Annotated in this window: 27 protein-coding genes, 2 pseudogenes and 1 riboswitch; of the genes and pseudogenes, 21 read left to right on the top strand and 8 right to left on the bottom strand. The window is 34.7% G+C overall.

Annotated features, from left to right (window positions below):
- Nucleotides 1-49 precede the first annotated feature (49 nt).
- The 3 genes from AN957_RS15200 to AN957_RS15190 all read right to left on the bottom strand — a co-directional run bounded on the left by AN957_RS15200 (nucleotide 50) and on the right by AN957_RS15190 (nucleotide 2,622).
- Entirely contained in the window at nucleotides 50-1,543 is a 1,494-nt protein-coding gene (locus AN957_RS15200; protein ID WP_053476299.1) for a nitrate/nitrite transporter, read from the bottom strand.
- A 134-nt stretch (nucleotides 1,544-1,677) separates the two neighbouring features.
- Nucleotides 1,678-2,106, bottom strand: a complete 429-nt coding sequence (locus AN957_RS15195; protein ID WP_053476298.1) for a cell wall hydrolase — start codon at nucleotides 2,104-2,106, stop codon at nucleotides 1,678-1,680.
- 69 nt (nucleotides 2,107-2,175) lie between these two features.
- Complete coding sequence (locus AN957_RS15190; protein WP_053476297.1) at nucleotides 2,176-2,622, bottom strand: OsmC family protein; 447 nt, start codon at nucleotides 2,620-2,622, stop codon at nucleotides 2,176-2,178.
- 156 nt (nucleotides 2,623-2,778) lie between these two features.
- Between AN957_RS15190 and AN957_RS15185 the strand changes: the two genes are divergently transcribed.
- Nucleotides 2,779-3,534 carry an exodeoxyribonuclease III gene (locus AN957_RS15185; RefSeq protein WP_053476296.1) on the top strand — a complete coding sequence of 252 codons (756 nt, stop codon included), beginning with the start codon at nucleotides 2,779-2,781 and terminating at the stop codon, nucleotides 3,532-3,534.
- 60 nt (nucleotides 3,535-3,594) lie between these two features.
- Here the strand turns inward: AN957_RS15185 and AN957_RS15180 are convergent, their stop codons facing one another.
- The 3 genes from AN957_RS15180 to AN957_RS15170 are packed head-to-tail and all read right to left on the bottom strand — an operon-like array spanning nucleotide 3,595 to nucleotide 5,541.
- Nucleotides 3,595-4,305 carry a hypothetical protein gene (locus AN957_RS15180; RefSeq protein ID WP_053476295.1) on the bottom strand — a complete coding sequence of 237 codons (711 nt, stop codon included), beginning with the start codon at nucleotides 4,303-4,305 and terminating at the stop codon, nucleotides 3,595-3,597.
- On the bottom strand, nucleotides 4,302-5,180 hold the full coding sequence (locus AN957_RS15175) for an ATP-binding cassette domain-containing protein (protein WP_053476294.1): 879 nt from the start codon (nucleotides 5,178-5,180) through the stop codon (nucleotides 4,302-4,304). The genes AN957_RS15180 and AN957_RS15175 overlap by 4 nt, the downstream gene beginning before the upstream one ends.
- Nucleotides 5,173-5,541 (bottom strand): GntR family transcriptional regulator, encoded by a 369-nt coding sequence (locus AN957_RS15170; protein WP_053476293.1) that lies wholly within the window; start codon nucleotides 5,539-5,541, stop codon nucleotides 5,173-5,175. The genes AN957_RS15175 and AN957_RS15170 overlap by 8 nt, the downstream gene beginning before the upstream one ends.
- A gap of 566 nt (nucleotides 5,542-6,107) precedes the next feature.
- Here AN957_RS15170 and AN957_RS15165 point away from each other — a divergent pair.
- Genes AN957_RS15165 through menC form a run of 3 tightly spaced genes read left to right on the top strand, consistent with a single transcriptional unit; the run spans nucleotide 6,108 to nucleotide 9,214 of the window.
- Complete coding sequence (locus AN957_RS15165; protein WP_053477549.1) at nucleotides 6,108-7,259, top strand: M20 peptidase aminoacylase family protein; 1,152 nt, start codon at nucleotides 6,108-6,110, stop codon at nucleotides 7,257-7,259.
- The gene (locus AN957_RS15160) at nucleotides 7,256-8,083 is read left to right on the top strand and encodes a GNAT family N-acetyltransferase (RefSeq protein ID WP_231690082.1); all 828 of its coding nucleotides are present in this window, start codon (nucleotides 7,256-7,258) and stop codon (nucleotides 8,081-8,083) included. The genes AN957_RS15165 and AN957_RS15160 overlap by 4 nt, the downstream gene beginning before the upstream one ends.
- Before the next feature lie 24 nt (nucleotides 8,084-8,107).
- Complete coding sequence (gene menC, locus AN957_RS15155) at nucleotides 8,108-9,214, top strand: o-succinylbenzoate synthase (RefSeq protein WP_056687201.1); 1,107 nt, start codon at nucleotides 8,108-8,110, stop codon at nucleotides 9,212-9,214.
- A 424-nt stretch (nucleotides 9,215-9,638) separates the two neighbouring features.
- Here the strand turns inward: menC and AN957_RS15145 are convergent, their stop codons facing one another.
- Nucleotides 9,639-10,265 carry a LysE family translocator gene (locus AN957_RS15145; RefSeq protein WP_056684954.1) on the bottom strand — a complete coding sequence of 209 codons (627 nt, stop codon included), beginning with the start codon at nucleotides 10,263-10,265 and terminating at the stop codon, nucleotides 9,639-9,641.
- Nucleotides 10,266-10,455: 190 nt separating this feature from the next.
- Nucleotides 10,456-10,556, top strand: a riboswitch (purine riboswitch).
- 87 nt (nucleotides 10,557-10,643) lie between these two features.
- Between AN957_RS15145 and AN957_RS15140 the strand changes: the two genes are divergently transcribed.
- From AN957_RS15140 to AN957_RS15065, 17 genes and pseudogenes are all read left to right on the top strand, one after another.
- Nucleotides 10,644-11,813 carry an MFS transporter gene (locus tag AN957_RS15140; protein ID WP_053476290.1) on the top strand — a complete coding sequence of 390 codons (1,170 nt, stop codon included), beginning with the start codon at nucleotides 10,644-10,646 and terminating at the stop codon, nucleotides 11,811-11,813.
- Between the two features lie 55 nt (nucleotides 11,814-11,868).
- Entirely contained in the window at nucleotides 11,869-12,426 is a 558-nt protein-coding gene (locus AN957_RS15135) for a hypothetical protein (RefSeq protein ID WP_053476289.1), read from the top strand.
- A gap of 118 nt (nucleotides 12,427-12,544) precedes the next feature.
- Nucleotides 12,545-12,754, top strand: a complete 210-nt coding sequence (locus AN957_RS15130; RefSeq protein ID WP_056684951.1) for a hypothetical protein — start codon at nucleotides 12,545-12,547, stop codon at nucleotides 12,752-12,754.
- Nucleotides 12,755-13,030: 276 nt separating this feature from the next.
- Nucleotides 13,031-13,294: pseudogene (locus AN957_RS26960) on the top strand (hypothetical protein); the annotation flags it as partial.
- A gap of 38 nt (nucleotides 13,295-13,332) precedes the next feature.
- Complete coding sequence (locus AN957_RS15125; RefSeq protein WP_053476287.1) at nucleotides 13,333-13,815, top strand: HXXEE domain-containing protein; 483 nt, start codon at nucleotides 13,333-13,335, stop codon at nucleotides 13,813-13,815.
- Nucleotides 13,816-14,037: 222 nt separating this feature from the next.
- Nucleotides 14,038-14,400 carry a VOC family protein gene (locus AN957_RS15120; protein ID WP_056684948.1) on the top strand — a complete coding sequence of 121 codons (363 nt, stop codon included), beginning with the start codon at nucleotides 14,038-14,040 and terminating at the stop codon, nucleotides 14,398-14,400.
- Nucleotides 14,401-14,833: 433 nt separating this feature from the next.
- Nucleotides 14,834-15,211, top strand: coding sequence for a VOC family protein (locus AN957_RS15115; RefSeq protein WP_056684945.1), 378 nt, complete (start codon nucleotides 14,834-14,836; stop codon nucleotides 15,209-15,211).
- Between the two features lie 175 nt (nucleotides 15,212-15,386).
- The gene (locus AN957_RS15110; protein ID WP_245637791.1) at nucleotides 15,387-16,166 is read left to right on the top strand and encodes an ABC transporter permease subunit; all 780 of its coding nucleotides are present in this window, start codon (nucleotides 15,387-15,389) and stop codon (nucleotides 16,164-16,166) included.
- Nucleotides 16,159-17,088, top strand: a complete 930-nt coding sequence (locus AN957_RS15105) for an ABC transporter permease (RefSeq protein WP_053476283.1) — start codon at nucleotides 16,159-16,161, stop codon at nucleotides 17,086-17,088. The genes AN957_RS15110 and AN957_RS15105 overlap by 8 nt, the downstream gene beginning before the upstream one ends.
- Nucleotides 17,089-17,326: 238 nt before the next feature.
- On the top strand, nucleotides 17,327-19,336 hold the full coding sequence (locus AN957_RS15100; RefSeq protein ID WP_053476282.1) for a S9 family peptidase: 2,010 nt from the start codon (nucleotides 17,327-17,329) through the stop codon (nucleotides 19,334-19,336).
- Between the two features lie 282 nt (nucleotides 19,337-19,618).
- A complete protein-coding gene (locus tag AN957_RS15095; RefSeq protein ID WP_053476281.1) occupies nucleotides 19,619-20,146 on the top strand; it encodes a GNAT family N-acetyltransferase in 528 nt (175 codons plus the stop codon).
- Nucleotides 20,147-20,233: 87 nt separating this feature from the next.
- A complete protein-coding gene (locus AN957_RS15090) occupies nucleotides 20,234-20,569 on the top strand; it encodes a hypothetical protein (protein ID WP_053476280.1) in 336 nt (111 codons plus the stop codon).
- A 55-nt stretch (nucleotides 20,570-20,624) separates the two neighbouring features.
- Nucleotides 20,625-21,181: pseudogene (locus tag AN957_RS15085) on the top strand (class I SAM-dependent methyltransferase).
- A gap of 210 nt (nucleotides 21,182-21,391) precedes the next feature.
- On the top strand, nucleotides 21,392-21,853 hold the full coding sequence (locus tag AN957_RS15080) for a VOC family protein (RefSeq protein WP_053476279.1): 462 nt from the start codon (nucleotides 21,392-21,394) through the stop codon (nucleotides 21,851-21,853).
- Between the two features lie 273 nt (nucleotides 21,854-22,126).
- Nucleotides 22,127-22,366, top strand: a complete 240-nt coding sequence (locus tag AN957_RS15075; RefSeq protein WP_231690080.1) for a helix-turn-helix domain-containing protein — start codon at nucleotides 22,127-22,129, stop codon at nucleotides 22,364-22,366.
- 46 nt (nucleotides 22,367-22,412) lie between these two features.
- Nucleotides 22,413-23,288, top strand: a complete 876-nt coding sequence (locus AN957_RS15070; RefSeq protein WP_172797643.1) for an IS3 family transposase — start codon at nucleotides 22,413-22,415, stop codon at nucleotides 23,286-23,288.
- 172 nt (nucleotides 23,289-23,460) lie between these two features.
- Entirely contained in the window at nucleotides 23,461-23,925 is a 465-nt protein-coding gene (locus tag AN957_RS15065; RefSeq protein WP_056684941.1) for an NUDIX domain-containing protein, read from the top strand.
- A gap of 150 nt (nucleotides 23,926-24,075) precedes the next feature.
- Here AN957_RS15065 and AN957_RS15060 read toward each other — a convergent pair whose 3' ends face one another.
- Nucleotides 24,076-24,981, bottom strand: a complete 906-nt coding sequence (locus tag AN957_RS15060) for an NAD(P)/FAD-dependent oxidoreductase (RefSeq protein WP_056684937.1) — start codon at nucleotides 24,979-24,981, stop codon at nucleotides 24,076-24,078.
- Between the last annotated feature and the right edge of the window lie 410 nt (nucleotides 24,982-25,391).

Below are 25,391 nucleotides of genomic sequence, written 5' to 3'. Positions count from 1 at the left end.
CGAGCATTTCTTAAAATTTATCGTGTCATCATAGATTGATTAAGCATTTTTATTGATTGGTAATATCACTAAACATAGCCACATGCTTTTTTGGATGACCGGAATCGTCCTTAAGTGTACTGATCGTTAGCCATTCTAAATAGGTTTCGCCATTTTTTCGTTTGTTCCAGATTTCTCCTTGCCAATACCCAAATTCATCAATTTCTTTCCACATATGTTTGTAAAATTCCTTATCATGCTTACCCGAATGCAAGATATTTGGTGTTTTGCCGACAGCTTCATCCAGTGTGAAACCAGTCACTTTTGTAAAAGCTGGATTAACCTGCTGAATAATACCATTTAAATCAGTGACCATTATTCCTTGACCAGTGCTTTCCACAATTTGATTGGCAAGACTCAATTTGTCTTGGTAATAAAGCCAAACAACAAGAATTGTACTTGCTAATGCAAATTCAGATAGGGACATGAACCCAATGGCATAGTGACCAGTCCAATTGTGCAAAATGGTTAAAATGATTGGAGGGAAGAAGCCTCCTAGTCCACCCATTGCAGATACGATTCCATTGACAATACCTGCTTGCTTTGAAAAATAAAGCGGGACAAGCTTGAAAATAACTCCATTTCCTATACCAGCACAAATAGCTACTGCCAAGCAGCCAACTGTGTAAATGGGAAGGGAGGGTGTAAAGGATAATAAGAATCCAGCAAAGGTAAGGCCAGAAAAGACAACTACTAAAATTAAAAAGGAATTAAACTTGTCACCTAACCATCCCCCAATAGGACGGAGAAAAGTTGCTAGAGCGATAAAACCTGCTGTTCTAAAGCCTGCATCCACTTTCTCTAATCCAAAATGGTTAACTAGAAAGTTTGGAAGGTAAATCGTAAACGCAACAAATGATCCAAATGTAATGAAATAAAATAGGCTAAGCAGCCAAAGCTTTGGATTTTTATATACACTTTTAAATTGCTGTGAAAAAACAGCATGAACTTTTTTCTCTTTGCGGTCGCCAAGTGTGAAGTTTAATAGTGCCACTAAAATTAATAAGATGATATAAAATTGAATCGTTAATCTCCAGCCAAATGAATCAGCAAGAACGGGTGCTAAAAACGATGTTAGAGCCGTCCCAATATTACCCGCCCCATAAATACCATTTACAAAGCCGTGCTTTTCCTTCGGATAATATTTAGGAAGAGAGGTGACTCCTACTGAAAAGACGGCACCTCCAATTCCGACGAGCAAACCGCCAAGAATCAACATGAAAAATGAATTGGCTAAACTAATGATAATGACAGGCAAGATAAGGATGATAAAACTAATCGTAAAGATTATTCTTGCTCCATATCTGTTTGTCCAGAATCCAATTGGTATTCGAAGGAGTGATCCCAGAATAACAGGTGTAGCTGTTACTAAGGTCATTTGATTGGCTGTAAGTGTAATATCAGCAGAAATGTAGGGCATTAAAGATGAGAGAATGACCCAGACCATAAAGCCAAGAACAAGGCTGGATGTTTGTAATGTTAACTGGAAATTTCCTTTCTGCATGATAAGCTCCTTTCTATTCAATACTATTTGTAGTTTGTGTTTATAGACGCTTTTCATACTTATAACCGTTTTACCCATATAATACACATAAAATAAAAAAATGCTTACTCCACAGTCGGAATAAGCAAAGATGTTTAAAATGTATTATAGACATTTTCACATTCAACAGCTAATGGCTCGTAAAAACAATGCAGTTTAAATCGACCAACGAGTGGTTGGTTGTACCAAGTAGGTGGACAATCCCCGGGAGGACGGAAATACCATAAAGCATATTTTGCTGGCCAAGGCCTTTCTCCTCTTACTGCACGACGAGCTAAACGTCTCTCACTTTCCCTTGGTCTTTGATAAAAATATCCTTTTTGAACTGCTTCAAATGCATGTGGCTGATAGACCATATCTGGAATCGTCCTTAAACCTTTGAAATCAGAACAATTTGCTCGTATTCTGTTTATTCCTACTGCGCCAACAAGCATCATCCCTTGAACTCCTTCACCTTCAGCCTCAGCCCGAAGCAATCTTGCTAACAAATCAATATCTGCTTGTTTATGTGCGACAACTGCCATTTAATCACCACCATTGATGTTATACAGTTAGCATATTGTCGAGGATACAAAATGATGTTTGTCTAAGAACTAGTTCTTCAAAATAGCTGCTTCTAGTTCGATCTCTACATTTCCTTTTAATGCACGTGAAATCATACATGAAGTTTCAGCTTTCTGAGCAAGCTTTAGCGCAAGCTCAGAGTCCTCGTCAGTCGCATCTTTTTTAAGAACAATGACTGGACGGTGAATAATTTTTTTATAGGTAATAATGCCTTTAGTCACATCAACAACACCAACCGACTCCATCGTTAAATCAACTTTTTCCAGTTTGCTTCGCTCCATCATTGCAGCTAACGTAATGATGTAACAAGTCGCTGCAGCTCCAAGCAGCATTTCATCTGGATTTGTTCCTATTCCCGGTCCATCCATTTCAGGTGGGATGGAAACCTTTGTTTTCAATTGTCCTGATTCAATATCACCAACATCATTGCGCAAACCAGGCCAATGAGCCTTTAAATGAAATAGATGTTCTGCCATGTAAATTCCTCCTTTTTTTAACTATAAACGATTTTCAAAAAAACTTCGCTTTATAAAGTATTCTTTAATCTACTGCGAATATCAATATTATGCATGAAAGAGCGATTCATGTTAATCTAGTATTCTAATAGATTTTTTATAAGGAGTATTTCAACAATGAAATTTGTTTCATGGAATGTTAATGGACTTAGAGCCTGCGTGAAGAAGGGCTTTTTAGATTATTTTAATAAAATTGATGCAGATATTTTCTGTATTCAGGAGTCAAAGCTGCAGGAAGGGCAGATCGTGTTAGAGCTAGAAGGGTATCATCAATTTTGGAATTATGCGTTGAAAAAAGGATATTCAGGAACGGCTGTTTTTACGAAGAAAAAACCAATTTCTGTTAAGTATGGAGTAGGGGAAATAGAGAGTGAAAATGAAGGCAGAATTATTACGCTTGAGTTTGAAGACTTTTACCTAGTTAATGTGTATACACCGAATTCGCAGAGGGATCTAGCCCGACTCTCTTATCGATTGGAATGGGAAGAAGAGCTTCGAACATATCTTCAAGAGCTTGATCAATTAAAACCAGTTGTATATTGCGGGGATTTAAATGTCGCTCATAATGAGATAGATTTAAAAAATGCAAAATCTAATCATGGAAATTCTGGATTTACAACAGAAGAACGGGAGAAAATGACGACACTACTGAATTCTGGTTTTGTTGATTCTTTCAGATATGTTTATCCTGATGCTGAAGGTGCTTATACTTGGTGGTCCTATATGATGAAAGTAAGAGAGAGGAATATCGGCTGGCGGATTGATTATTTCATCGTTTCTGAACGATTAAAAAATTCGATACAAGCGGCTGAAATTCACAGTGAAGTCATGGGGAGTGACCACTGCCCTGTTGTATTGGAAATGGATATTTAGGAATTCGTCGTAAGCAAAAAGAAAAGACATCATATGGTGCCTTTTCTTTTTTTGTTTAATTTAAATACTAAAATTTAGTTTTGTGCATCTTTCAAGTGGGCCGTTTCTCATTATAAAATAGGATAAGACAATCAGAAGACAAGAAATGCCAGCTAAAATATGAACAAACGCAAGATGCTCGTTATTCACGAATTCGATGAATGGGATAATTTCCCCTAAAGCTATATAGGAGATGGCAAGGACGAGAAGAAATGTTGCACCGATCATTGTTCGTACTGTACCAAAGTAGAACCAGAAGCTGCTAACAAATAATCCGATACCGAAAAGAATGATCCCCCATAATAAATCGATCCAAGGATAAAGAAGGGGACTACCGCCTTTAACTAAATCGCCCATATGAATTAATGAAGTCGATATAATCCCCTGATTAGATAAATAATCAGTAAGGTAATAGAAAAAATTTAAGATGAATGTGGTCATTAGTAGAAATAATCCAATGTTTGCAATAGTGCTGAGTAAAAACTGTTTTCTCGTACCGCCTAAAGAAAGCGTGTATTTATATGCTTTTGTATAAGCTAAGAAAGGGTAGTATATATACAAGCTATAATAAGGTCCAAAGCTTGCGCCAATTGTAAAAGTATCGTGTGATGACAATATCTTGCCTATAATTAGATAGACAATGGATAGGACCACGGTGGCCCCAGTCAAAATATAAAATTGGATACGCAAATCTTCGAAAATGACACGAAATGGTCCTTTAAATGTATTCATTTACGTTTTGCCTCCTTATTTCTCTTTGTAATATTAACTAGATAGTCCTGTAGAGGTGCTTTCTCAATATTGATATTCATCTGGGCTGCCGTTGAAATCCATTCCTCATTGAACGGTTCATCTAACATGACACTTAGCTGATTGCCTAATTTGCGCTGTTCTAGGATTCTGCTTCGAGCGGTTAGAGGTTCAATTGAAGAGGCATCACCAGTTAATAAGATTCCGAGCATTTTCATATGCTCTGTCTCATCATAATGGGTAATCGTTTGTTTATCTACAATAGCAATTTTTTCACAAATCGGTTCTATTTCATCAATATGGTGGGAAGATAAAATAAATAAACGTGGATGCTCTTCATGCGTATCAAGCAGGGCATCGTAAAAAACCTTTCTCATATATGCATCGAGACCATTCGTCGGTTCATCCATGATTGTAATGGGGGACTTACTTGCTAATCCAATCACCATCGTTGTCATCGTCTGCATCCCTTTCGAAAAACTTTTTATTTTTTTTCTTCTTGGCAATTCGAACCTTTCAACGAGCTCTTCTGCTAAATCTTGATCCCAGTTCTCATTGAAATACGAAGCGAACCGAAGTGCATCGTTCACGTTCCAAAACTCAGAAAAGGGGTGATTTTCTTGCAAATAGCTAATATATTTCATGCCGTCGCTATTATTATAAGGTGAAAGATTTTTCACGAGTATTTGGCCTGTATCAGGTTTTTCTTGTCCGGAAAGCAATTTCATTAACGTTGTTTTCCCTGCACCATTTCTGCCCCATAAGCCGACAATGATTGGTTCTTCCTCAAGTAAATTGACATTTGTTAGCGCAGGTGTATGCCCATATGAAAATGATAAATCCTTTACATTAATCATTTGAGTCCTCCTTAATAAAATGAATAATCTCCTCTTCCGTTAAATGAATCCGCTTAGCTTCATCTAACATTGGCTGAATATACTGCTTATAAAAATCCTGTTTGCGTTTAGCAAGCAACATCTTTTTGGCACCTTCTGCAACAAACATACCAACACCCCTTTGTTTAAATACAAGGCCAGCATCAACAAGAATCGCTAAACCTTTTTGTGCAGTTGCTCGATTGATCTGATAGAACTTTGAAAGCTCAGTTGTCGAAACGACTTGATCTCCTTCTTTTAACTGTCCATCAACGATATCATCAGCAATCATATCTGCAATTTGCTGGAAAATTGGTTTTGAATCATCAAAAGTAGACTTCACATTTCTCTCCTTCTTTTCATTTATTGTTGATCGGTTGATTACTTGTGTAATCAACTATAACATAAATGGAACTAAATTGAAAACTTTTTTTACAGAAAAATAGAAATTGGGTGTGGAAGGTTGATTTAGGAGGAGGCAAGGTCTTTTTGCTTAAGGGGAATCGAATTTATTTTAGGAAAAGTAGGAAAGCTCACTCATGAATTCTTCTGGTTCCATGATGCGAATAGGCTGTTATTTTCCTGCTTCCGAGAGGTAAATAAATTTTCATGCGTTCACGATGGACGATATACAGACGCTTTTGTTTCGACAAATACTGGTTTTACTTTACTAGAGTGAAAGAGAACCCTTGCATAATGAACTCCACTATTTTAAAACAATAATAGTCGGTTAATTTTCAGAATAGTCATTGTATTAATGGTGAAAATATGTTAGGTTTTTATAAACGAAGTAAAAACTTCATAAAATTAAAATATAAAGTACAAACTGCGTTTCGGGGTGAAAAAAGAAAAGATTATTATGAAAAACGAGATGTTGCCACTTTTTTATTAAGTCAGGGGGAAGTTAGATTGAAAGAATATGTACAACTACTAAAACCGGAAATGAACGAACTATTTACACACTTACATCAAAATCCTGAACTTAGCTGGAAGGAATATAAGACAACGGAGCATTTAAAGAGTTTTTTAGAAGAAAAAGGCTTTCAAGTACAAACTTTCGCAGATTGTCCAGGACTTGTTGCAGAAGTGGGGGAAGGCAGCCCTTGTGTGGCATTAAGGGCAGATATGGATGCACTATGGCAGGAAGTGGACGGTAAATTTCAGGCGATACATTCCTGTGGTCATGATGCCCATATGACAATGGGGATGGGTGCAATTCTCCTTCTTCAAAAAATCGGTTTTCCAGCAAATGGGAAACTTAAATTTATCTTTCAGCCAGCTGAAGAAAAAGGCACCGGCGCATTGAAGATGATCGACCTAGGTGTAGTAGATGATGTGGATTATTTATACAGTGTCCATCTTAGACCGATTCAAGAGCTTCATAATGGGTATGCCTCTGCGGCTATTTATCATGGGGCAGCTAGATTTTTGACAGGAGAAATCATTGGGGAGGACGCACATGGAGCACGTCCCCACCTTGGTCAGAATGCGATTGAAATTGGTGCTTCACTTATTCATGAAATAAATAATATCCATTTAGATCCAATGGTGCCTCACTCAGCGAAAATGACGAAATTTCATGCAGGTAGTGACTCTGGGAATATTATTCCAGGAAAGGCAGCTTTTAGCCTAGATTTACGTGCGCAAACGAATGAAGTAATCAATGAATTGACTGAAAAAATCTTAAATATAACAGAATCCTTAGCAAAATTATATGGAGTAACAATTACATTAGAGACGGGAGCAAACGTTGCAGCAGCACACGTTAATCTGGAAGCAGTTAGTTTTATGGAAAAAGCCATCACCGAGGTGCTCGGAGAAGAACATTTGACCCCTCCGATTATTTCGAGCGGGGGCGAAGATTTCCATTTTTACACATTAAAGAAACCTCATATAAAAGCAACCATGCTTGGCTTGGGGTGTGATTTACAGCCAGGCCTTCATCATCCCAAAATGACCTTTAATATAGAAGCCATATACGCTGGAATGGAAATACTGGCAAAAACGCTCATACTCACTTTGGAAGAAAATCGTGAAAATCGAATGGAGGAGTCACGGTGAATTCGGAAATTGAGATTAGGATTTTAAAAACAGCAGCTGATATGAATCTTATTCAAAAATTGGAGCGTGAGATTTGGAATATGGATCCACTTCCGGTTCATCAAACCATCACGGCTTCGCAAAATGGCGGTCTGCTGCTTGGTGCATTTCTAGAAAATGAGCTGATTGGTTTCAGCTATGGTTTTGCAGGATTTCAAAAAGGCAAAGGATATTTATGTTCGCATATGCTTGGCATTGATCCGAAGCATCGAGATAAAGGAATTGGCGCTCTGTTAAAAGAGAACCAAAAAAGATTTGCATCAGAGCTTGGGTATGACTTAATTACTTGGACATTTGATCCGCTTGAAAGTAGAAATGCTTATTTAAATCTATCTAAATTACATGCTATTTGTTCCACTTATGTTGAAAATTGTTACGGGGAGATGGAAGATAACTTGAATAACGGACTTCCATCGGATCGATTAAAGGTAGAATGGTGGATTACTAGCTCACATGTTAAAGAACCAAATGTCATTGAATATAGGAAAAAGCATAGCCCTTTTCAGTGGCGAAAGACAGAGGAGGGTTTTCCGGAACTTGTACCATGTGAAGATATAGAGTTAATTCCTGAGAGTAGAGACGAACCGATCCTCGTCCCCATCCCGGCAAATTTTCAAACAATTAAAAAGCAGAATCATCAGCTTGCTTTGAATTGGCGCTTAACGATAAGAAAAGTTTTGCCATTACTATTTGCTAAAGATTATGCGATGGTTAGTTTATTGAAAGAAAAAAAGGAACTAGTCCATTATTATGTATTGGTTCCAAGAGAGAAACTCAAATTTTAATAATGGATAAAGGTGGTTATGATGGTGAAAGTGACAGAAGTTGTTTTACGTCAGATGAAAATGAGAATGAAATCCCCGTTTACAACAAGCTTTGGAACATTCCAGGATAAAGAATTTCTTTTACTAGAAGCGAAGGATGAAAACGGTCTAAGCGGATGGGGGGAATCTGTAGCCTTCCATTCCCCTTGGTATAATGAAGAAACGTTAAAAACGAATTGGCATATGCTTGAAGACTTTATTATTCCCCATCTATTAAATAAAGAAATCTCACACCCTGACGATGTGTCAGGCATGCTTTCAACCATACGGAAAAACAATATGGCAAAATCCACATTTGAAGGGGCTGTCTGGGAATTATATGCCAAGCAAAAGGGGATTCCCCTTGCAAAAGCACTCGGAGGATCGAAAAGCCAAATTGACGTTGGGATTAGCATTGGCATACAAAATACGTTCGATGACTTGCTGAGTCTTATTGAAGAATATGTAAATGAAGGCTACAAGCGAATGAAGGTGAAGATCAAGCCAGGCTGGGACGTAGAGGTTATGAGAGAGGTCAGAAAGCACTTTCCAAAGGTTCCTCTTATGGCTGATGCTAATTCTGCTTACCGACTGAAGGACATTTCTTTATTAAAACAACTGGATGAATTTGATCTTATGATGATTGAACAGCCGTTAGCCTCGGATGATATTATAAACCATGCTGTCCTGCAAAGAGAAATCAGTACGCCGATATGTTTAGATGAAAGCATTCATTCCTATGAAGATGCCAGAAAAGCAATTGAATTAGGCAGCTGCAAAATTATCAATATAAAAATTGGCCGAGTTGGTGGGTTAACAGAGGCAAAGAGAATTCATGATCTTTGTCAAGAACTTGGTATACCGGTATGGTGCGGCGGGATGCTTGAGGCTGGTATCGGACGTGCCCATAATATTGCTTTAACTACTCTTTCTAACTTTATCATGCCAGGTGATACAGCAGCATCCTCAAGATATTGGGAAAAGGATATAATTGAACCAGAAGTTGTGGTCGAAAACGGAATGATTACAATACCGGAAATGCCTGGTATCGGTTATGACCCCAATTTGGAAACGATTAAGCAATTTACTGTTTTTGAGAAGACGTATTCTTAATATCAAAGAGAAGGATAGAGAGGAATACTCTGCCGATCCTGGCTCTAGCTAATGAGATTTCTCCAGTCTTTGGTATGTTAATGTTCATTTTATAATTAGGAAAAATCTATAATACGGCAGTTGGCATGTTATATGCATTCACCGCAAGATTTGTAAAGAGAGAAAGCCAAAAGTTCAATTTATTCGTTACTGTATTTGTTTTTGCTGGTTTCGGTGCCAGCTTCATCGGCTTTATTACATTAGTCAGTACTGTTTATCCTCTAACAGGGTACTTAGGCTTTATCCATTCTTTATTCCTGGATAATGAAGATAAGAAAAGGGAAGCATATAGATTCTGAGATTAATATGACATAAAATAATATCAGTCCAAGGCTGTTCCAAGAAGGAATCTATGGACAGCCTTTTATGTTGTAATTTCTCCTGACTATCGGCTCTGAAACGCGACTTTTAGACCAAGACTAATATAGATGACTCCTACAATCCTGCTGCTCCAATGGCCAATCCAGGATATTCGCTTAACTAAGCGACTTAAAAGCTGTATACTCATTGCTACTATCGTTGTGTAAATTGCTCCTAATAGTACGAAGATCAATCCAAGAATCAAAAACTGTAGAAAAGATGAGCCTTGCTCCGGATGAACAAATTGCGGCAAGAATGACAGAAAAAATAGTGCTGTCTTTGGATTTAAAACTTCTATGAAGATTGCTTGGCTATAAGTATTTGACGTTTTCTTCTGAGAGTCATTTGGTAATTGAAGATCTGTTGGCTTTTCTAAAATCGCCCTTAACCCTAGGTAAATTAAGTAGACTGCTCCAATAATTTTTACGAAATTAAAAGCAAGTGATGAAGTCATCAATATGGCTGAGAGTCCAATTGCAGCAAATAGTGTATGAATAATATCCCCAGTGGCGATTCCAAGACCTGCAATAATTCCTGCTTTACGGCCACTTTGTGCTGTACGAGTGGCGATAAGTATAACGGCTGGACCGGGTATTAAAAATAAACCAATAACAATAACTATGAATGTACTTAACGTAGAAAGAGTGAACAATTTAATCTCCTCCAGTCGGTATTTCGAATGTTGGGAATATTGTATCAGTAAATTCTTGATTACGTAACCGATTATGATAAGCAAAAATTTATTTTTGAATAATCGAGAGTAGTATATATACTGAATTTGGTGTAGAAAGAATGTTTTACTTGAAAAATAGAAGGATGCGTAGTAATATGTACAAAGTGATCACAATTAATATAATATAACCTGTATAACCTCAAGAATATGGCTTGAGGGTCTCTACCAGGAACCTTAAAAATCCTGATTACAGAAAATGAATGAATCATTTTTTGTAATCTGGATTTTTTTGTTTTCTAAAAAAGACCTTCAAGCCTATTTCTTTTAGATTCCATTAGAAAGGATGAGTAATAGATTATGAATTTGAAAATCTTTATTTTAGCCTTATCCACTGTTGCAGTTGGGTTGGTTGAATTAGTCGTAGGCGGGATCTTGCCGACGATCGCTGATGATTTTAACATTTCATTAAGCGCTGCCGGACAGCTGATTACCGTGTTTGCTCTAATATATGCTATTGCCGGACCTGTTCTGCTTGTATTAACGAGTAAAGTAGAGCGTAAGAAACTATATCTAACTTCTTTATTTATCTTTTTCCTTGGTAATGTACTAACATATTTCAGTCCTAATTTTACCTTTATGATGATCGCAAGGGTGCTAACCGCAACAAGTACTGCATTAATCGTTGTACTTTCTCTAACGATTGCAGCGAAAGTTGTTGCTCCAGCTCACCGTGCAAAGGCTCTTGGGCTTATTTATATGGGAATTAGTTCGTCACTTGTGCTTGGTGTACCATTAGGTATCTTAATTTCAAATACATTTGGATGGCGTATCATATTCCTTGGAATCGCCGTATTATCAATTGGATCAATGGTGTTGATTTCCCTATTTTTGGAGCGTATTCCTGGGGAAAAAACGATTCCACTTACACAACAATTAAAAGCAGTTGCCAGTGCAAAACTTGGCAGTGCTCATCTGGCAACCTTATTTATGCTTGCCGGACATTATACACTTTATGCTTATTTCACGCCATTTTTGGAAACAAATCTTCATTTAAATTCGAATTGGATTAGTATTTGCTATTTTGTATTTGGAATCGCAGCTGTAAGTGGAGGAGCATTTGGTGGAACACTTTCTGATTGGATTGGTCCACATAAAAGTATTATCATTGTCATCAGTGCATTCGCTATCGTTTTAAGCTTATTGCCATTTACGACTTTCTCACTTGCCTTATTCATACCAGTGATGATGGTTTGGGCTGCATTAAGTTGGAGCCTCGCCCCACCGCAGCAAAGCTATTTGATTCAAACGGATCCTGTAACGTCAGACATCCAGCAAAGCTTTAATAATTCCGCATTGCAAATCGGGATTTCTCTAGGATCGGCAATTGGCGGAATCGTGTTAAACCAAACCGGCACCGTTTCAAGTACGGCCTGGTTTGGAAGTGTCATTGTTATTATCGCCTTACTATGTGCTGTATTTTCTTTGACAAGACCTACAATGGCAAGGGAAAACACAACTGCCGCCTAGACTTTCCTATCGTCTGATGTTAGATTAGAAGAATATGGATGGTGAAATACAACTCATGGAAAAAGTGCTTAATGACTACAAGCATATAGAGATCATGTATCTATTTACCAATGAGTCAGTTCTGGACTTTTACCCGAAATTTGGTTTTAAAAGAACAGATGAAACGCTTTATAGTGTAGAAGTGCAGCCGAGAAGGAATAGTAATCCACCTAAAATTCGAGATTTAATTTTTATTTACGAATGTACTAAAAGAAGGCAACCTTCATCTCATTTCGAAACGAAAGAGAATGAAGAACTGTATATGTTTTACGCAATGAAGGTCTTCGCAGAGGATGTGTACTACCTGGAGCAGGAATCGGCTATTGTTATCAACGAGACGGAAGGCACAACTCTTCATCTTTATGATGTGATCTCTAGTAAGCAAGTAAATCTAGAGAGGATAATAGATCAATTGAGTACAGATACGACATCGAAAGCAGTATTTCATTTTACACCCGATCTTGCTGGCGTTCATAAGGAGAAATCTGAAAACGAAAATGTTCTTTTTATTAGGAACACTGGCAATCTTGAATTTCCTATGTATTTTAAACATCCAATTACCGCACAGGCATAACAAAGTAATCTCTGAACTTGAAAATCTATAGATAGTTGTAAAAAGTTGTACCAAAATTTTCAATTTATTTTCTCCGCTGATAGTAAAAATCGGCTAACATTAGAGCAGGGGGGAAAATATGTTAGCTAATATTGGTGTACCTAGTTTAGTTCTAGTGGTTAATATTATTCTTTTGATTGTTGGCTTATTTATTCTGTATTTAGTAGTTTCAACAGCAGTCAGAACTGGTATTAACAAGTCTGTGGTTGGTCAATTAATCGAAAAAAAGTATGGAGTCGAAGAGAACAAAAAATCATTTCTTGATCGTGATTTAAATAATGATAAGTAGACCGGTTTATTAAGCTAGCTAAGCTAGCCTTGCTACACATAGAATCTAAGCTGCCATTATAGGTAGCTTTTTTTGAACCAAAATTAAAGAGTAGGTATTAAAAAGAGTAGGAATTATTTGTTTCTAATAATAAATAAATGTAGGAAATCAAGTGTTTGAAGATTTCCAATTTTACCTTTAACATTTAAGGGTAAAATATAAGGTTGTTCCATGAAGGATTAAAGAACTCGTTTGTTGAAGTTATTGTACTTAAGGGGAGGTCAATCATAAAGAGGATTAGAATTAGGGGACAAGGCAAGAGAAAAAATAAAAAAACATTCCCTTCATTATTACATAGATGAATTATCTCAAGTTAGAGAAAAGACCTTAACATTCCTTAAATCGAAAAAGGATATCTGGTTATTTGAAGAAAACTGCTGGGGGAATGGTGTTCCTTATAATAATTACTACCTCTGGTTTCACGTGATGGAAGATGAGATTAGCCATCGCGGTCAGATTAGAACCATTAAACGGTTACTTAAAAACGAGTTGATTTCATAGTTTAACTGTTAAGGGAAGAAAGGAAAAGAGGTAGTATTATGAAAAGTTATTATGCTATTTTCTTTTGTTTAGCAATCACATTACATAATCTAGAAGAAGCATTATGGCTCCCTCAATGGTCTCAAATAGGATTTTTTATACAAAAGCCTGTCACACCAAATGAATTTCATTTTGCAGTACTTATCATTACTTCACTTGCCTATTTAATTACTTTTCTTTATTTAAGTTTTCCTGATGCAAATCTATTAAAATGGGCATTTATTGGATTTTTGGGCTCTATGATTTTTAATGCCATTTTTCCACATTTGATTGCTACCATTTTTTTGAAAACTTATGCTCCGGGTCTTGTTACAGCCTTATTATTAAATATACCTATTAATACCGTCATCCTTTATAAATTACAAACGTCAAAGCATATTACGATAAAGGAAGTTCTGATTTCTACAATTGTTGTAGGAATTCTATTAATAGCAATGATTCCTCTTTTGTTTACACTTGGAAACAACATAATCAATTATTAATTTTATTTAAACTACATTAATGTTTAACAGAGCATAATAAAGATTAGAATAATTTTTAATATTTAAGAACGCGCCTTTTTTAAAAAGAATCATTTAATCGAGGAAGATTAACAAGAAAAATTGAATCCTTATGGTTATGATAGTATGGTGTTTGTGAAAGATTATTCGTTAAACTAACTTGGCAGGATATTTTTTAAATTATATTTAATGGGAGGTCAGACTATGAGAATAAAAGGTTTCGGTGGAATTTTTTTGAGATCAAAAGATATTGATGCATTAAAAAATTGGTATAAAGAAACACTAGGAATTTCGATGGGAGATTGGAATGGAACTGTCATCAAACCAGATGCTGACAACGAAACGATCTTTTCTTTCTTTAATGAAGAAAGTGATTATTTTCCTGAAGAACAATCTGTAATGTTAAATTTTCAAGTAGAAGAAATTGAAGCTTGGATGGAGCATTTCAACAGAATTGGAATACCTCTTCTTAAAGAGCCTGAAAAAAGCGAGTATGGAACATTTATTTGGATTTCTGATCCAGAAGGGAGATGGATTGAAATTTGGGAGAAAAAATCACTTAATTAAAAATTGATACACTATTCACTTCTTATGCTAACGTGGACGTTAATTAAAGAAGAATTAAATGTTTTTTAGTTTGAGAACTTTTTTTAGTTATTCAACAAAAGGTCGCGATTGATGAACAAGAAGTAAAGGAGTGTTTTTAGTCCCAGATGATGGGGAATCATACTTATTTTAAGAATTTAAACAGGCAGACAAAATTTCTGCCTGTTTTTTTAATGCCTATTATTTGTTAGAATTTTCTACTAAAATGAGTAAAGAATACTCTTTGATAAATTGGAGATTGGAGTTAAAGGATAGAATGGCTATAGTAATAAGATTTATCGTCGAAATTTTACTTAGTGTTTGGTAGATTAGTGGAATGCGGCTGTAAATAAAAGGATTTTAATGTAGAAAAAGCGAAATAAAAATAGATTATATATTTAATGGAGGGAAGGGAATGAATCAACCACTTTTGAAAGGGATGGAAGGTGTATTTATACCTGTCAAGGATCCTAAATTATCATCAAAATGGTATGAAGAAAATCTTGGATTTAAATTAATCTATCTTGAGGAAGAGGCTGCCGTGATGAAGATTGCGGAAGAGTCCCAAACGGTAGTATGTCTTGTGCGAACGAATAACCATCAGCCAATGAAATTTCCTGAAAATGACTTTGGTGTTGGTAAATACTATAACTTTATTCCTCGAGACATTGATGTGACATACAGAGTGTTACTTGAACAAGGTGTCAAAGTGAATCCGATTGGTGGAGAAGGATATACTAAGTTTTTCACTTTTTATGACCCTGACGGAAATCCATTAGGTGTATGCCAATGAATTGCACTGGTGTCTAAGTTATTTAGAATAAACAGCTCTCGTGAAATTTTAAAACTTTTGAGGTAGGGATTAGCATATGAGCTATCTAAAATTTTTTGTTATTCAAGCTGCTAGCATAATCTTACTCTTTTTTCTTGCTGCCCTACCGTTATACCTATACAACATGGACGGGAGGTTGATTTTTCAGCCTCTTGAAATTCCTAATGAAATTGCAAATTTCATTATTGGGTTATTTACTGGTGAATCTTATTTTTATATGCAAGGGGACAGAAGGAGATTTTTATTAAGTGATCTTTCGAGTTTCTTTCTCTCTTCTTACTTTTATTTATCAATATCATTGCTCATCGTTATCATATTATCCTTTATTCTTGGAATTTGGTTTTGGAAAAAAAGTGAGAAATGGGTTTATTCTGCTTTAGGTTTTATCGGGATTATTCCTGATTTTATCCTTGTGCTCTTACTTCAATTATTAATTACATATATTTATAAAAAAACAGGAGTTAAAGTATTAAAGGTAGCATCATTATCGATGGATGATCCAGCTATCTTTTTACCGATATTTACTCTTTCTATCTTGCCATTATTTTATTTGATTCGGACATTGAATGATAAAACATATGAGGTTTTAACAGAAGATTATATTTTAACAGCAAAAGCGAAAGGATTAACGAAAAGATATATTTATTTAAACCATGTAATTAGCAATGTCCTTCCTTTCTTAAAAGCTGATTTGTATAAAATTGTAGGAATATCACTTAGCAATCTTTTTATTATTGAGTATTTATATAATACAAGAGGATTGACTGAAATTCTATTCGAATATCCCAATAACTTTGGTTATCAATATAATTTAGTTGTGATTACACTTTTGTCTTTCTTTGTATTATACATTGTAACTCTATTGACAATTATACTTTTTATCTTCTTAGTAGAGAGGATTTTTATAAATGGGTAGATTGAATGTAAAGTTAATCATTGGCCTCATTATGATCAGTTTTTTCTTGCTGATCGCTGTCTTTGGTCCTATTTTTGCTCCTTATAAAGTAGATGAACTAGCAGAAGTAAAATATAACTCTACAGAAGAAGGAAGAACGCTATCCGCTCCTCCATTTCCTCCTTCTAAGGAACATCTCTTTGGAACAGACCAATGGGGGTATGATATTCTGACACTGCTATTGTATGGTGCGAAATATACTATTTTTACAGTAATTATCGTAGCTTTATTAAGAGTGATAATTGGGGGTTCTCTTGGTATTTTTGTTGCATTAAATCAGAATTCTCTAAACTTTCCAGCGAAAAGTGCTAAGTTGAAAATCAATATATTTAGCGGGTTTCCAGTCTTTATTATTCTTTATTTCATTTTAATCAGGATCAATATTGAGCCAGTTTTGAGCCCACTCACATTAAGTGCTATAGTTGGCACCTTAATGGTTATTTTGGGTGTGATAGGTGTTTATGAAAACGTCTACAGCAAAACAATGGAATTGCAAAAAAAATTATATATTACTGCTTCCCAATCGTTGGGAGGGAACAAAATACATATTGCGAAACAACATATTCTTCCTAGCCTTAAAAGTCAAATGTACATTATTTTTATGAATGAAGTAATACAAGTTCTTCATTTGATTGGTCAATTAGGGATCTTCAATTTGTTTTTTGGCGGTACTTTCATTCGGATGGATCCGCCTGTCTTTATTTCGATTACCAAAGAATGGGCTGGGCTAATTGGACAGTTCCGCTCAACCATATATTATTATCAATGGATACTTTTCTTTCCATTGATAAGTTATTTATTATTGCTATTTTCTTTATATTTAGTTTCACAAGGGATCATTCAACAAGAAAAAGTAAATCAGAGGAAGAATCCAATATTATAGTAAGAATTCTTTTTCTATAAGAATCTCGTAAATATACTATGTATTTACAGTTAGTTTAATCAAGATTTACTTTTAATAAATGGTATAAAGTGGTTTTGGATGCAATTTAAAAATAATAAATTAGACAAAAATAATACTGAGAATTTTATGTCATTAACTAGTTTGCAACAAGAAATGATAAATTAATTTTTTGATTATGCCTATTTGATTATAGCTTCGAGGGGGTTTATTAAAGAAAATGAATGAAAAAACATATTTAAGTATAGAAGAGATTATTTCATTACCAACCTTATCAGGTACAAATATAAGTGGTGATGGCAAAAACGTAGCATTTGTCAAGAAGACAGCTAACTGGAAAGACAATAAATATAGGAATCATGTATGGATATATGAAAAAGATAAGGGGCAGTGTTACCCATTAACAACTAGGGATATAGATAGTACATATCCATTATGGTCTCCAGATTCTAGAGATATCGCATACCTTAGCCCAGTTGGTGACGGGGATAATAAGAAAAATCAGATCTTTGTTAAGTCAATAGATGGTTATAGTGGGGTTCAAATTACTGATGAGAAAGAAGGGGTCAGTAAATTCAAATGGGAGCCAACTGGCAAGGGTTTTTATTATGTTGCACAGTCAAAAGAATCTGAGGCGATAAAGAAACGTAAGGAACTATATGGAGATTTCCATCATATAGGTAAGGAATACCAGAATGATTGTTTATATTACATTGAAATAGAAAAAGTGATACAAAATGATAAATATCAACACCAAGAAAGTTTTGATAGAGCTGGTGAAGATAAAGATGACCACGAAAATAGCGTTGTTTATCAACTAACTGATGGTAATGATTTTCATATCCTAGAATTTGATATTTCAAATGATGGGAATAAGGTTGTATTTATGGCTACACCAAGCCCAAATATGGGAGATTATATAAATGGAGATCTATACATACTAGATATTAAAGCTGGAGAGCTACAAAAGATGAATATAGATAAGTTGTTGGGAGGGAGCATTTGCATTTCTCCTGAAGGTAGCAAAATTTGTTATTCAGCAAGTATAAGGGAGAAGGATTACTATAAGACCCATATACAAGACAGTACACTAGAGATATATGATATTAATAATGGAGAGCTAATTCAGCATTTAACAGATTTTGATAGTACGGTTATTCCATTACGGTGGACAGCTAAAGGAATTTTAATTAGATGGCAGAATAAAACTAATTATCATATTGGGTTGTTATCTGAGAATGGCACTGTGGAAATGTTAAGCGAAAAAGTAGATAGCTTCATAATGGATGCTTCTATAACAAGGGATGGAAATCATATATCCTATAATATGGCTATAACAAATGAAACCTTTGAAATCTATTTAGACGATAAAAAAATAACGAATGAAAATAGCTTTTTCAAAGGAAAGCTTATAAGTAACAGGGAAGTAATCTCATGGCAAAGTAGTGATGGTCTTGAAATAGAGGGAGTTTTAACAACCCCAGTAGAGTTTGACGCAAATAAAAAATATCCCTTATTAGTGGTAATCCATGGTGGTCCGGCTTGGGCATCCTTTCCAATATTTTCAGACTGTTTTAATGAGAAATATCCTATTGAACAGTTTATCGAAAAAGGCTTTATCGTTTTAGAACCAAACTATAGGGGGAGTTCTGGGTATGGGAATGAATTCTTAAAAGCAAACTATAGGAAATTGGGAATTGCTGACTACGATGATGTTATATCTGGAGTGGATAAACTAGTTGACAGAGGGATTGCAGATAAAGATAGAGTAGGCGTTATGGGATGGAGCAACGGTGGATATATATCAGCTTTCTGTTCTACATTTAGTAGTAGATTTAAAGCTATTTCAGTTGGAGGTGGAATTACTAATTGGAGTACCCATTATGTAAATACAGATATCCCTTACTTTATTAGGATGTATTTAGGAAATAATCCATGGAATGATCCAGAGATATATACTAAAACATCACCAATGACATATATTAAATCAGCCTGTACTCCCACTTTAATCCAACATGGTGAAAAGGATGCAAGAATTCCAACTCCAAATGCATATGAGCTATATCAAGGATTAAGGGATATGGAAGTTGATACAGAATTAATTATATTTAAAGGAATGGCATATAGTTCTGACCATCCAGGAATGAATGTGGCTATTATGAAGCAAAATTTGATGTGGTTTTCACACTATATTCTTGGAGAAAGTAAGAAAGATTTTAGGGTTTTATGATTAATAAATAGATATCCTCACAGGATACATTAGGATGAAACAGTCTTCATAAGGAAGCTTTTTTTCTTATTCCACTAAATTATCTGTAGTCTACTTGACCTTATAATTTCTGTCTAACTTAGTGTAGCCGATCCAAAGGTTTGGTATAAAAAGAAGGACTTGAAATAAAGAAATTGAAGAGCGGGACAACTAATGGGATATTATATACTATCTTTTTAATGATTCTTTATTAAAACAAATTTGTTGTAAAACAACCAATCATACTTTCTACGGAGGTGCACAATGATATATATTGAAACATCAAGATTGCATTTACGCGACTGGGAAGAAACTGATTTAGAGCCATTTAGGCGATTAAATAGGGATGTAAAAGTTATGAAGTATTTTCCTAAAACCTTATCAGCCGAAGAAACAAATAAGTTTTATCAATCAATTGTATCTGAATTTAACGAATGCGGATTTGGGTTATATGCCGTAGAGGAAAAGGAAAATAAAGAATTTATGGGGTTTATAGGATTCCATAGGGCAATATTCGAGGCTGATTTTACACCATGTATAGAAATTGGCTGGCGACTAAAAAAAGAAGCATGGGGAAAAGGATATGCAACAGAGGGTGCCGGAGCATGTTTGCACTACGGATTTAATGAATTGGGGTTTCGTGATGTATACAGTTTTACAGCAGAAATTAATAAGCCTTCGATAAATGTAATGAAAAAAATCGGTTTGAGTTTTATAAATAATTTTGATCATCCCAAAGTTGAAAAGAATAGTCCATTAAATAAGCATGTTCTATATTATATAAATCAATAAAACTGCTGAAATTTAAATATATTATTTTAACTTTTAAACTCAATCGTATGGCACATATGGCATATTGGCCGAATCAATGAAATGACTATGAATAAATTGGTCGCAAATGATCAGCAAATTCTTTTCACTGACAGCTGGCAAGAAAAAATGAATAATGAATTCTCTCATTCAGATAATGATATGACCTTTGAAGACATTGCTAAGTTAAGTGCAACAATCAATTTTGATTCATTTCTTGCATATAGGGAAGCTGTAGGAAGGCAAACACGGAACATCATTTCTAAAATGGTTGTTGGTCAATTTAAAATGAAGGTTGACCATAGCGGTATTAAACGATTGTTTGATGAAAATGCAGTTTTACTAGAATCACAATGGTTAGCCGAGTACTTGAGTAAAAAAACGATTGCCGGATTAATAAGCTGAAATTGAAATGATAATCACAAGTCAATGGCAATATATATGAGAATACATACCGTTAATGCCTACAGACTCCGCAATCCTAATAAAGGACTTTTTCCCTGAAAGGAATGTTAAGGATATGCTTCTACCAGGTATTGGATATGGTAGAAATGCGAAGGTTTTCATTGAAAACGGTATAAAAGTTACAGGTATTGAGATTTCAAAAACAGCAATTGATTTGGCAAGGGAAAATGGGCTTGATAGTAGAATTTTTCATGGTTCAGTAACTGACATGCCTTTTGATGATAAACTTTACAATGGTATATTCTCCCATGATTCACTTATTGAATAAGCATGAGAGAGAAGTTTATTAAAGATTGCTATAATCACTTAAAGCCAAATGGATATATGATTTTTACGACTGTTTCAAAAAAAGCCCCAATGTTTGGTAAGGGCAAACTATTGGATAAAAGACTATTTTGAGATAATGGAAGTTGTAAAAATGTTTTTTATGATTCTGACTCCATCAAACAAGAATTTGGACTGATAGAGATCTCAGAAATTGACGAGCAAAGTAAGGACATGAAAAATAAACCTCCAATGAATTTTATAATGATAAAATGTAAAAAAAGATAATAGGTCTTCCTTCTTCTATTTTATGAACAAAATCAGGATTAGCCTATCTATAACCTGGGATATCATCCTTAATTTCAGACCATTTATATGTAAAGGCTAATATAAATTCCGAAGGTCATGGTTACAACTAAAGTCGTAGGAAGTTTGGGACTTTTCTATGAAGTTATTTATTTGTCTAAATGATAACCTTAATTTCAAGGAGGTCTTAAAATGATACTAGGATTATATGAAGCACATTTACCAGTAAGTGATTTAAAACGTTCAATTGAATATTACAAAGGACTTGGTTTGGAATTATCCCATAGTCATGATGACAGCTTGGCGTTCTTATGGATTGAAAAGAATAAAAGTTGGTTGGGGCTATGGGAAACAAACAAAGTTGAACTTGAATATCACCCTTCTATAAAGCACATAGCTTTTCAAGTTTCTTTAAATGGGTTAAAAAATTCTGTTGCTTGGTTGAATGAAAAAGGATATGAACCCAGAGAGGCATTTGGCTTTAAACCAGTTGAACCATTTGTAATGGCACATAATGGCATGGCTCATGCCAAAATCCACTTTAATGACCCAGATGGGAACAGTTTAGAATTTATATGTAAACTTGAAAACCCTAAAAATATGTCAAAGCGTATGTATTTAAGTGAATGGGAACAGTTAAACGAATTAAATTAGTACCCCATCGCCAATTTCTTATTAACAAATGCTTTTTAGGAATAAAAGTGTAGTCTACATACAGTAAAAGGAACTACCGTAGGGCGCAACCCTTGTACAAGGAATTTTGTTTATTAGTTATGATTTGAACAGGGTCTGAATCCATGAAGGCCTTGTGTAATAATATGCAGCTTATTCTAAAAAATGGCGCTATCCTGGAACTGGTATGCTCCCCTTATAGTAGACACATTTAAAAAGGCGCATTAATCTGTCTACTAGGAGGGGGTATTTTTTATGGAGAAAAAAGCAGAGACTTATGATATATCGTTTAAGAAAAAAGCGTTGGATTTATATCATCAAAAGAAGAATTATTCAGCTGTTTCCAGAGAATTAAACATTCATCGAAAAAACATACAACGGTGGGTTAAACAGTTTAATGTAGATGGAATTGTGGCCTTAGAGAGAAACGCAGAAGAAAAAGTGGGTCTGGTAAAGTCTCTTCATCTACTATTGAAAATCCTCAAAAGAAAATAAAGCGATTAGAAGCTGAGAACGAACTATTAAAAAAGCTTTTAAAGATGTGAAAGGGGGACTTGATTTAGAACCTAGTATTCTATTTCAAATCATTGATGATTTATCAAATCATTCTATACAACTGCTTTGCCATCTGGCTAAAGTATCAAGAAGTGGATACTACAATTGGGTAAAGCGTAAAGCATTTCCTTCGGAAAGGCAGATAGAGGATGAGATGCTAAAGCAGAAAATAATAGAATGCCATCAGAAATATAAGGGCATCTATGGCTATAGAAGAATACAAATTTGGTTAAAGAGGACCTATGATATTCACATTAATCACAAAAAAGTTCAACGGATACTAAGTGAACTAGGTATTAAAGCCATTATCAGGAAGAAACGAATTTATTACGGAAAGAAAGAACCCTATCTTATTTCGAATAATTATTTAAATAGAGCTTTTTACGCTTCTCGCCCTAATGAAAAGTGGGTAACTGATATTACGTACCTCATTTTCAATGGACAGAAACTATACTTGTCTGCCATCAAAGACCTATATAATAACGAAGTTGTTGCGTACCAAATTAGTAGACGCAATGATTATAAAATAGTCTTGGATACTCTAAAAAAAGCCATAAAAGGAAGGAATGTAAAGGGAATCCTTCTCCATAGTGATCAAGGATACCAATACACGTCCCATAACTATAATCAGCTACTTACAAGAAATAAAATGAAAGCTAGTATGTCTAGAAAGGGCAACTGTTGGGATAACGCTAGTATGGAAAATTTCTTTAGTCATTTAAAAACAGAATGTTTTAACCTGCATTCTTTTAAAACTTCACAAGAGGTTAGAAGGGCTATTAAAGACTACATTCTCTTTTATAACCACGAAAGGTTTCAAAACAAGCTAAACAACCTGACTCCTATCGAATATAGAAGTTAGGCTTTTTAACTGCGCTTATTTTTTGTGTCTACTTGACAGGGGTCAGATCAGAACAATGATTAGCGCTCCTTTTTCATTTTTGGGCCAAATAGTTGAATAAGACATTATAAGATAAACCCGAAAGAATTGTTTCTGTTGTAAAATATGGAGAGATAAAAAAGGGGAGATTTAAGTGCATATTAGAAACTCAGCAAAAGCTATTATCATTAAGGATGCCAAGATTTTACTAACAAAAAATCAAGATAATGAGGGGTACTTTTATCTTTTCCCTGGTGGAGGACAAGAACACGGAGAAACACTTCATAACGCTTTAATAAGAGAGTGTATTGAAGAGGTTGGACAGCAAATAGAAATCGGAGAACTTCTCCATATTCGTGAGTATATTGGTAAAAACCACGAGCATTCTTCATTTGATTTTAATGTTCACCAAGTTGAATATTATTTTGTTTGTAGACTCAAAAATGAAATGAATAACTACATAAAACCTACTAAACCTGATAGCTACCAAGTTGGGATTGAATGGATACATATTAATGATTTGCTTCAATACAGATTATATCTAAAAGAGTTTAGAAAATATATAGTGAAACATTTTTTTGATGAAAAATCTCCAGTTTATTTAGGGGATATTAATTGAAACCTTGTTCCACCACGGGTACTTTCTTGTAATAAGGATCAGTGCTTTTTTAATTTTAACGCCATTTAATGGAGTGTGAGTCTTTTAAGTTGTTAACTCTCATAATAAAATAGGCTGACGAGTTGTATTTGTAACTTATCAGCTTTTATATTAAAATCTTTCTAATGTAATATCCATGTTTATACTGAAAGCAGCCTTATTGCCGTCGGCTGCTGTAATCATTAAAGAAGAGGGGCCAGCTTTTTCAGTTTCACCTGCAATATATATCCCATTCACTGTTGTTCGTCCAGCGCCGTCTGTGATAATTCCACCTTTTTCATCCACTAGGCAATTTAATTGTTCAGCAAATTGATTCGGTCGGTAAAAACTTGGAACAACAAAGCCACCACTTCGTAGGATGTTTTCACCTGATTCTAATTCAATGCTTTCTAAATGACCATTATCTCCATGTAATTTTTTAATAACTTCACCAAAAACTTTAATCTTTTTACTCGCAAAGTCATTTCGCACTTTATTGGATAGTTGATGACCATTTGTAAAAACAATTAAATCTTTTGACCAATTAAAAACCAATTTAGTCATATGAATAATGTGTTCATCATCTTCTGCAATGATAGCTAACGGCTGGTCTCTCAGCTCCCAACCATCACAATAAGGACAGCTGAATAGACTTTTACCGTAATATTGTTTAATCTGTGATAAGGGGAATTCTTCTTGAATACCTGTGGCTAACATAATTTTTTCTGCTATAAATGATCTATTGTTCGATGTATTGACTAAAAATACATCATTTTTGACATCTTTAATTACCTCCGTAACTGTCTCATTCCAAATTGATACAGAAGGATAAGATTCTAAATCTTTAGTTGCTATATCTTTAAATTCTTGCGGTTTAATTCCATCCCTTGTTAAAAACCCATGTGACTCATGAGTTACACGATTTCGATTTGTTCCATTATCAAATAGGGCAACCTTTCTACGCGCTCTCCCTAAAGTTAAGGTTGCACTTAATCCGGCTGGCCCTGCACCAATTACAATACAATCATATTTATCCATCAATTATTATCCTCTCTTATCTATAATGCATATTATAGAGTTTTAATATCTGTAATTTAGATATAAGACATTATGATTAATATAGATGTTTTTATTCATTTTGTTAACCAGATCTACTATTCTTTTATGATTCTAGTCGTTACTAATGTTAACTTAAAATGACAATTCTTATTACGGACTTAATATATCTATAATATCCACTTTAGTATTTAATGTCAAATACTAAGATTATTCAATAGACAGCTGCAATTCTGCTGCAAGAATTACACTCTTTCTTTATGTTAAAGTTCAGATTGTGTAATAACTTAGGTAAGTAATGCCTTATATACCTATATATCAAATAGTAAACAGGATTTTGGAGCTAGTATAGAAGTATGGACACATTTTAGTTAAGTCCTTATCCTAGAAAT

Origin of the sequence: Cytobacillus solani, from assembly GCF_001420595.1 — a bacterium.
Taxonomy (GTDB): domain Bacteria; phylum Bacillota; class Bacilli; order Bacillales; family Cytobacillaceae; genus Cytobacillus; species Cytobacillus solani.
The sequence above is the reverse complement of the archived record's forward strand: the minus strand, read 5'-3'. Positions and strand labels throughout refer to the sequence as shown.

What these genes read in the sequence shown, in the direction of transcription:
- AN957_RS15200 (WP_053476299.1), bottom strand. Translation starts at nt 1,543, where the DNA reads ATGCAGAAAGGAAATTTCCAGTTAACATTACAAACATCCAGCCTTGTT.
- AN957_RS15195 (WP_053476298.1), bottom strand. Translation starts at nt 2,106, where the DNA reads ATGGCAGTTGTCGCACATAAACAAGCAGATATTGATTTGTTAGCAAGA.
- AN957_RS15190 (WP_053476297.1), bottom strand. Translation starts at nt 2,622, where the DNA reads ATGGCAGAACATCTATTTCATTTAAAGGCTCATTGGCCTGGTTTGCGC.
- AN957_RS15185 (WP_053476296.1), top strand. Translation starts at nt 2,779, where the DNA reads ATGAAATTTGTTTCATGGAATGTTAATGGACTTAGAGCCTGCGTGAAG.
- AN957_RS15180 (WP_053476295.1), bottom strand. Translation starts at nt 4,305, where the DNA reads ATGAATACATTTAAAGGACCATTTCGTGTCATTTTCGAAGATTTGCGT.
- AN957_RS15175 (WP_053476294.1), bottom strand. Translation starts at nt 5,180, where the DNA reads ATGATTAATGTAAAGGATTTATCATTTTCATATGGGCATACACCTGCG.
- AN957_RS15140 (WP_053476290.1), top strand. Translation starts at nt 10,644, where the DNA reads ATGAATTTGAAAATCTTTATTTTAGCCTTATCCACTGTTGCAGTTGGG.
- AN957_RS15135 (WP_053476289.1), top strand. Translation starts at nt 11,869, where the DNA reads ATGGAAAAAGTGCTTAATGACTACAAGCATATAGAGATCATGTATCTA.
- AN957_RS15130 (WP_056684951.1), top strand. Translation starts at nt 12,545, where the DNA reads ATGTTAGCTAATATTGGTGTACCTAGTTTAGTTCTAGTGGTTAATATT.
- AN957_RS15125 (WP_053476287.1), top strand. Translation starts at nt 13,333, where the DNA reads ATGAAAAGTTATTATGCTATTTTCTTTTGTTTAGCAATCACATTACAT.
- AN957_RS15120 (WP_056684948.1), top strand. Translation starts at nt 14,038, where the DNA reads ATGAGAATAAAAGGTTTCGGTGGAATTTTTTTGAGATCAAAAGATATT.
- AN957_RS15115 (WP_056684945.1), top strand. Translation starts at nt 14,834, where the DNA reads ATGAATCAACCACTTTTGAAAGGGATGGAAGGTGTATTTATACCTGTC.
- AN957_RS15105 (WP_053476283.1), top strand. Translation starts at nt 16,159, where the DNA reads ATGGGTAGATTGAATGTAAAGTTAATCATTGGCCTCATTATGATCAGT.
- AN957_RS15100 (WP_053476282.1), top strand. Translation starts at nt 17,327, where the DNA reads ATGAATGAAAAAACATATTTAAGTATAGAAGAGATTATTTCATTACCA.
- AN957_RS15095 (WP_053476281.1), top strand. Translation starts at nt 19,619, where the DNA reads ATGATATATATTGAAACATCAAGATTGCATTTACGCGACTGGGAAGAA.
- AN957_RS15090 (WP_053476280.1), top strand. Translation starts at nt 20,234, where the DNA reads ATGAATAAATTGGTCGCAAATGATCAGCAAATTCTTTTCACTGACAGC.
- AN957_RS15080 (WP_053476279.1), top strand. Translation starts at nt 21,392, where the DNA reads ATGATACTAGGATTATATGAAGCACATTTACCAGTAAGTGATTTAAAA.
- AN957_RS15075 (WP_231690080.1), top strand. Translation starts at nt 22,127, where the DNA reads ATGGAGAAAAAAGCAGAGACTTATGATATATCGTTTAAGAAAAAAGCG.
- AN957_RS15060 (WP_056684937.1), bottom strand. Translation starts at nt 24,981, where the DNA reads ATGGATAAATATGATTGTATTGTAATTGGTGCAGGGCCAGCCGGATTA.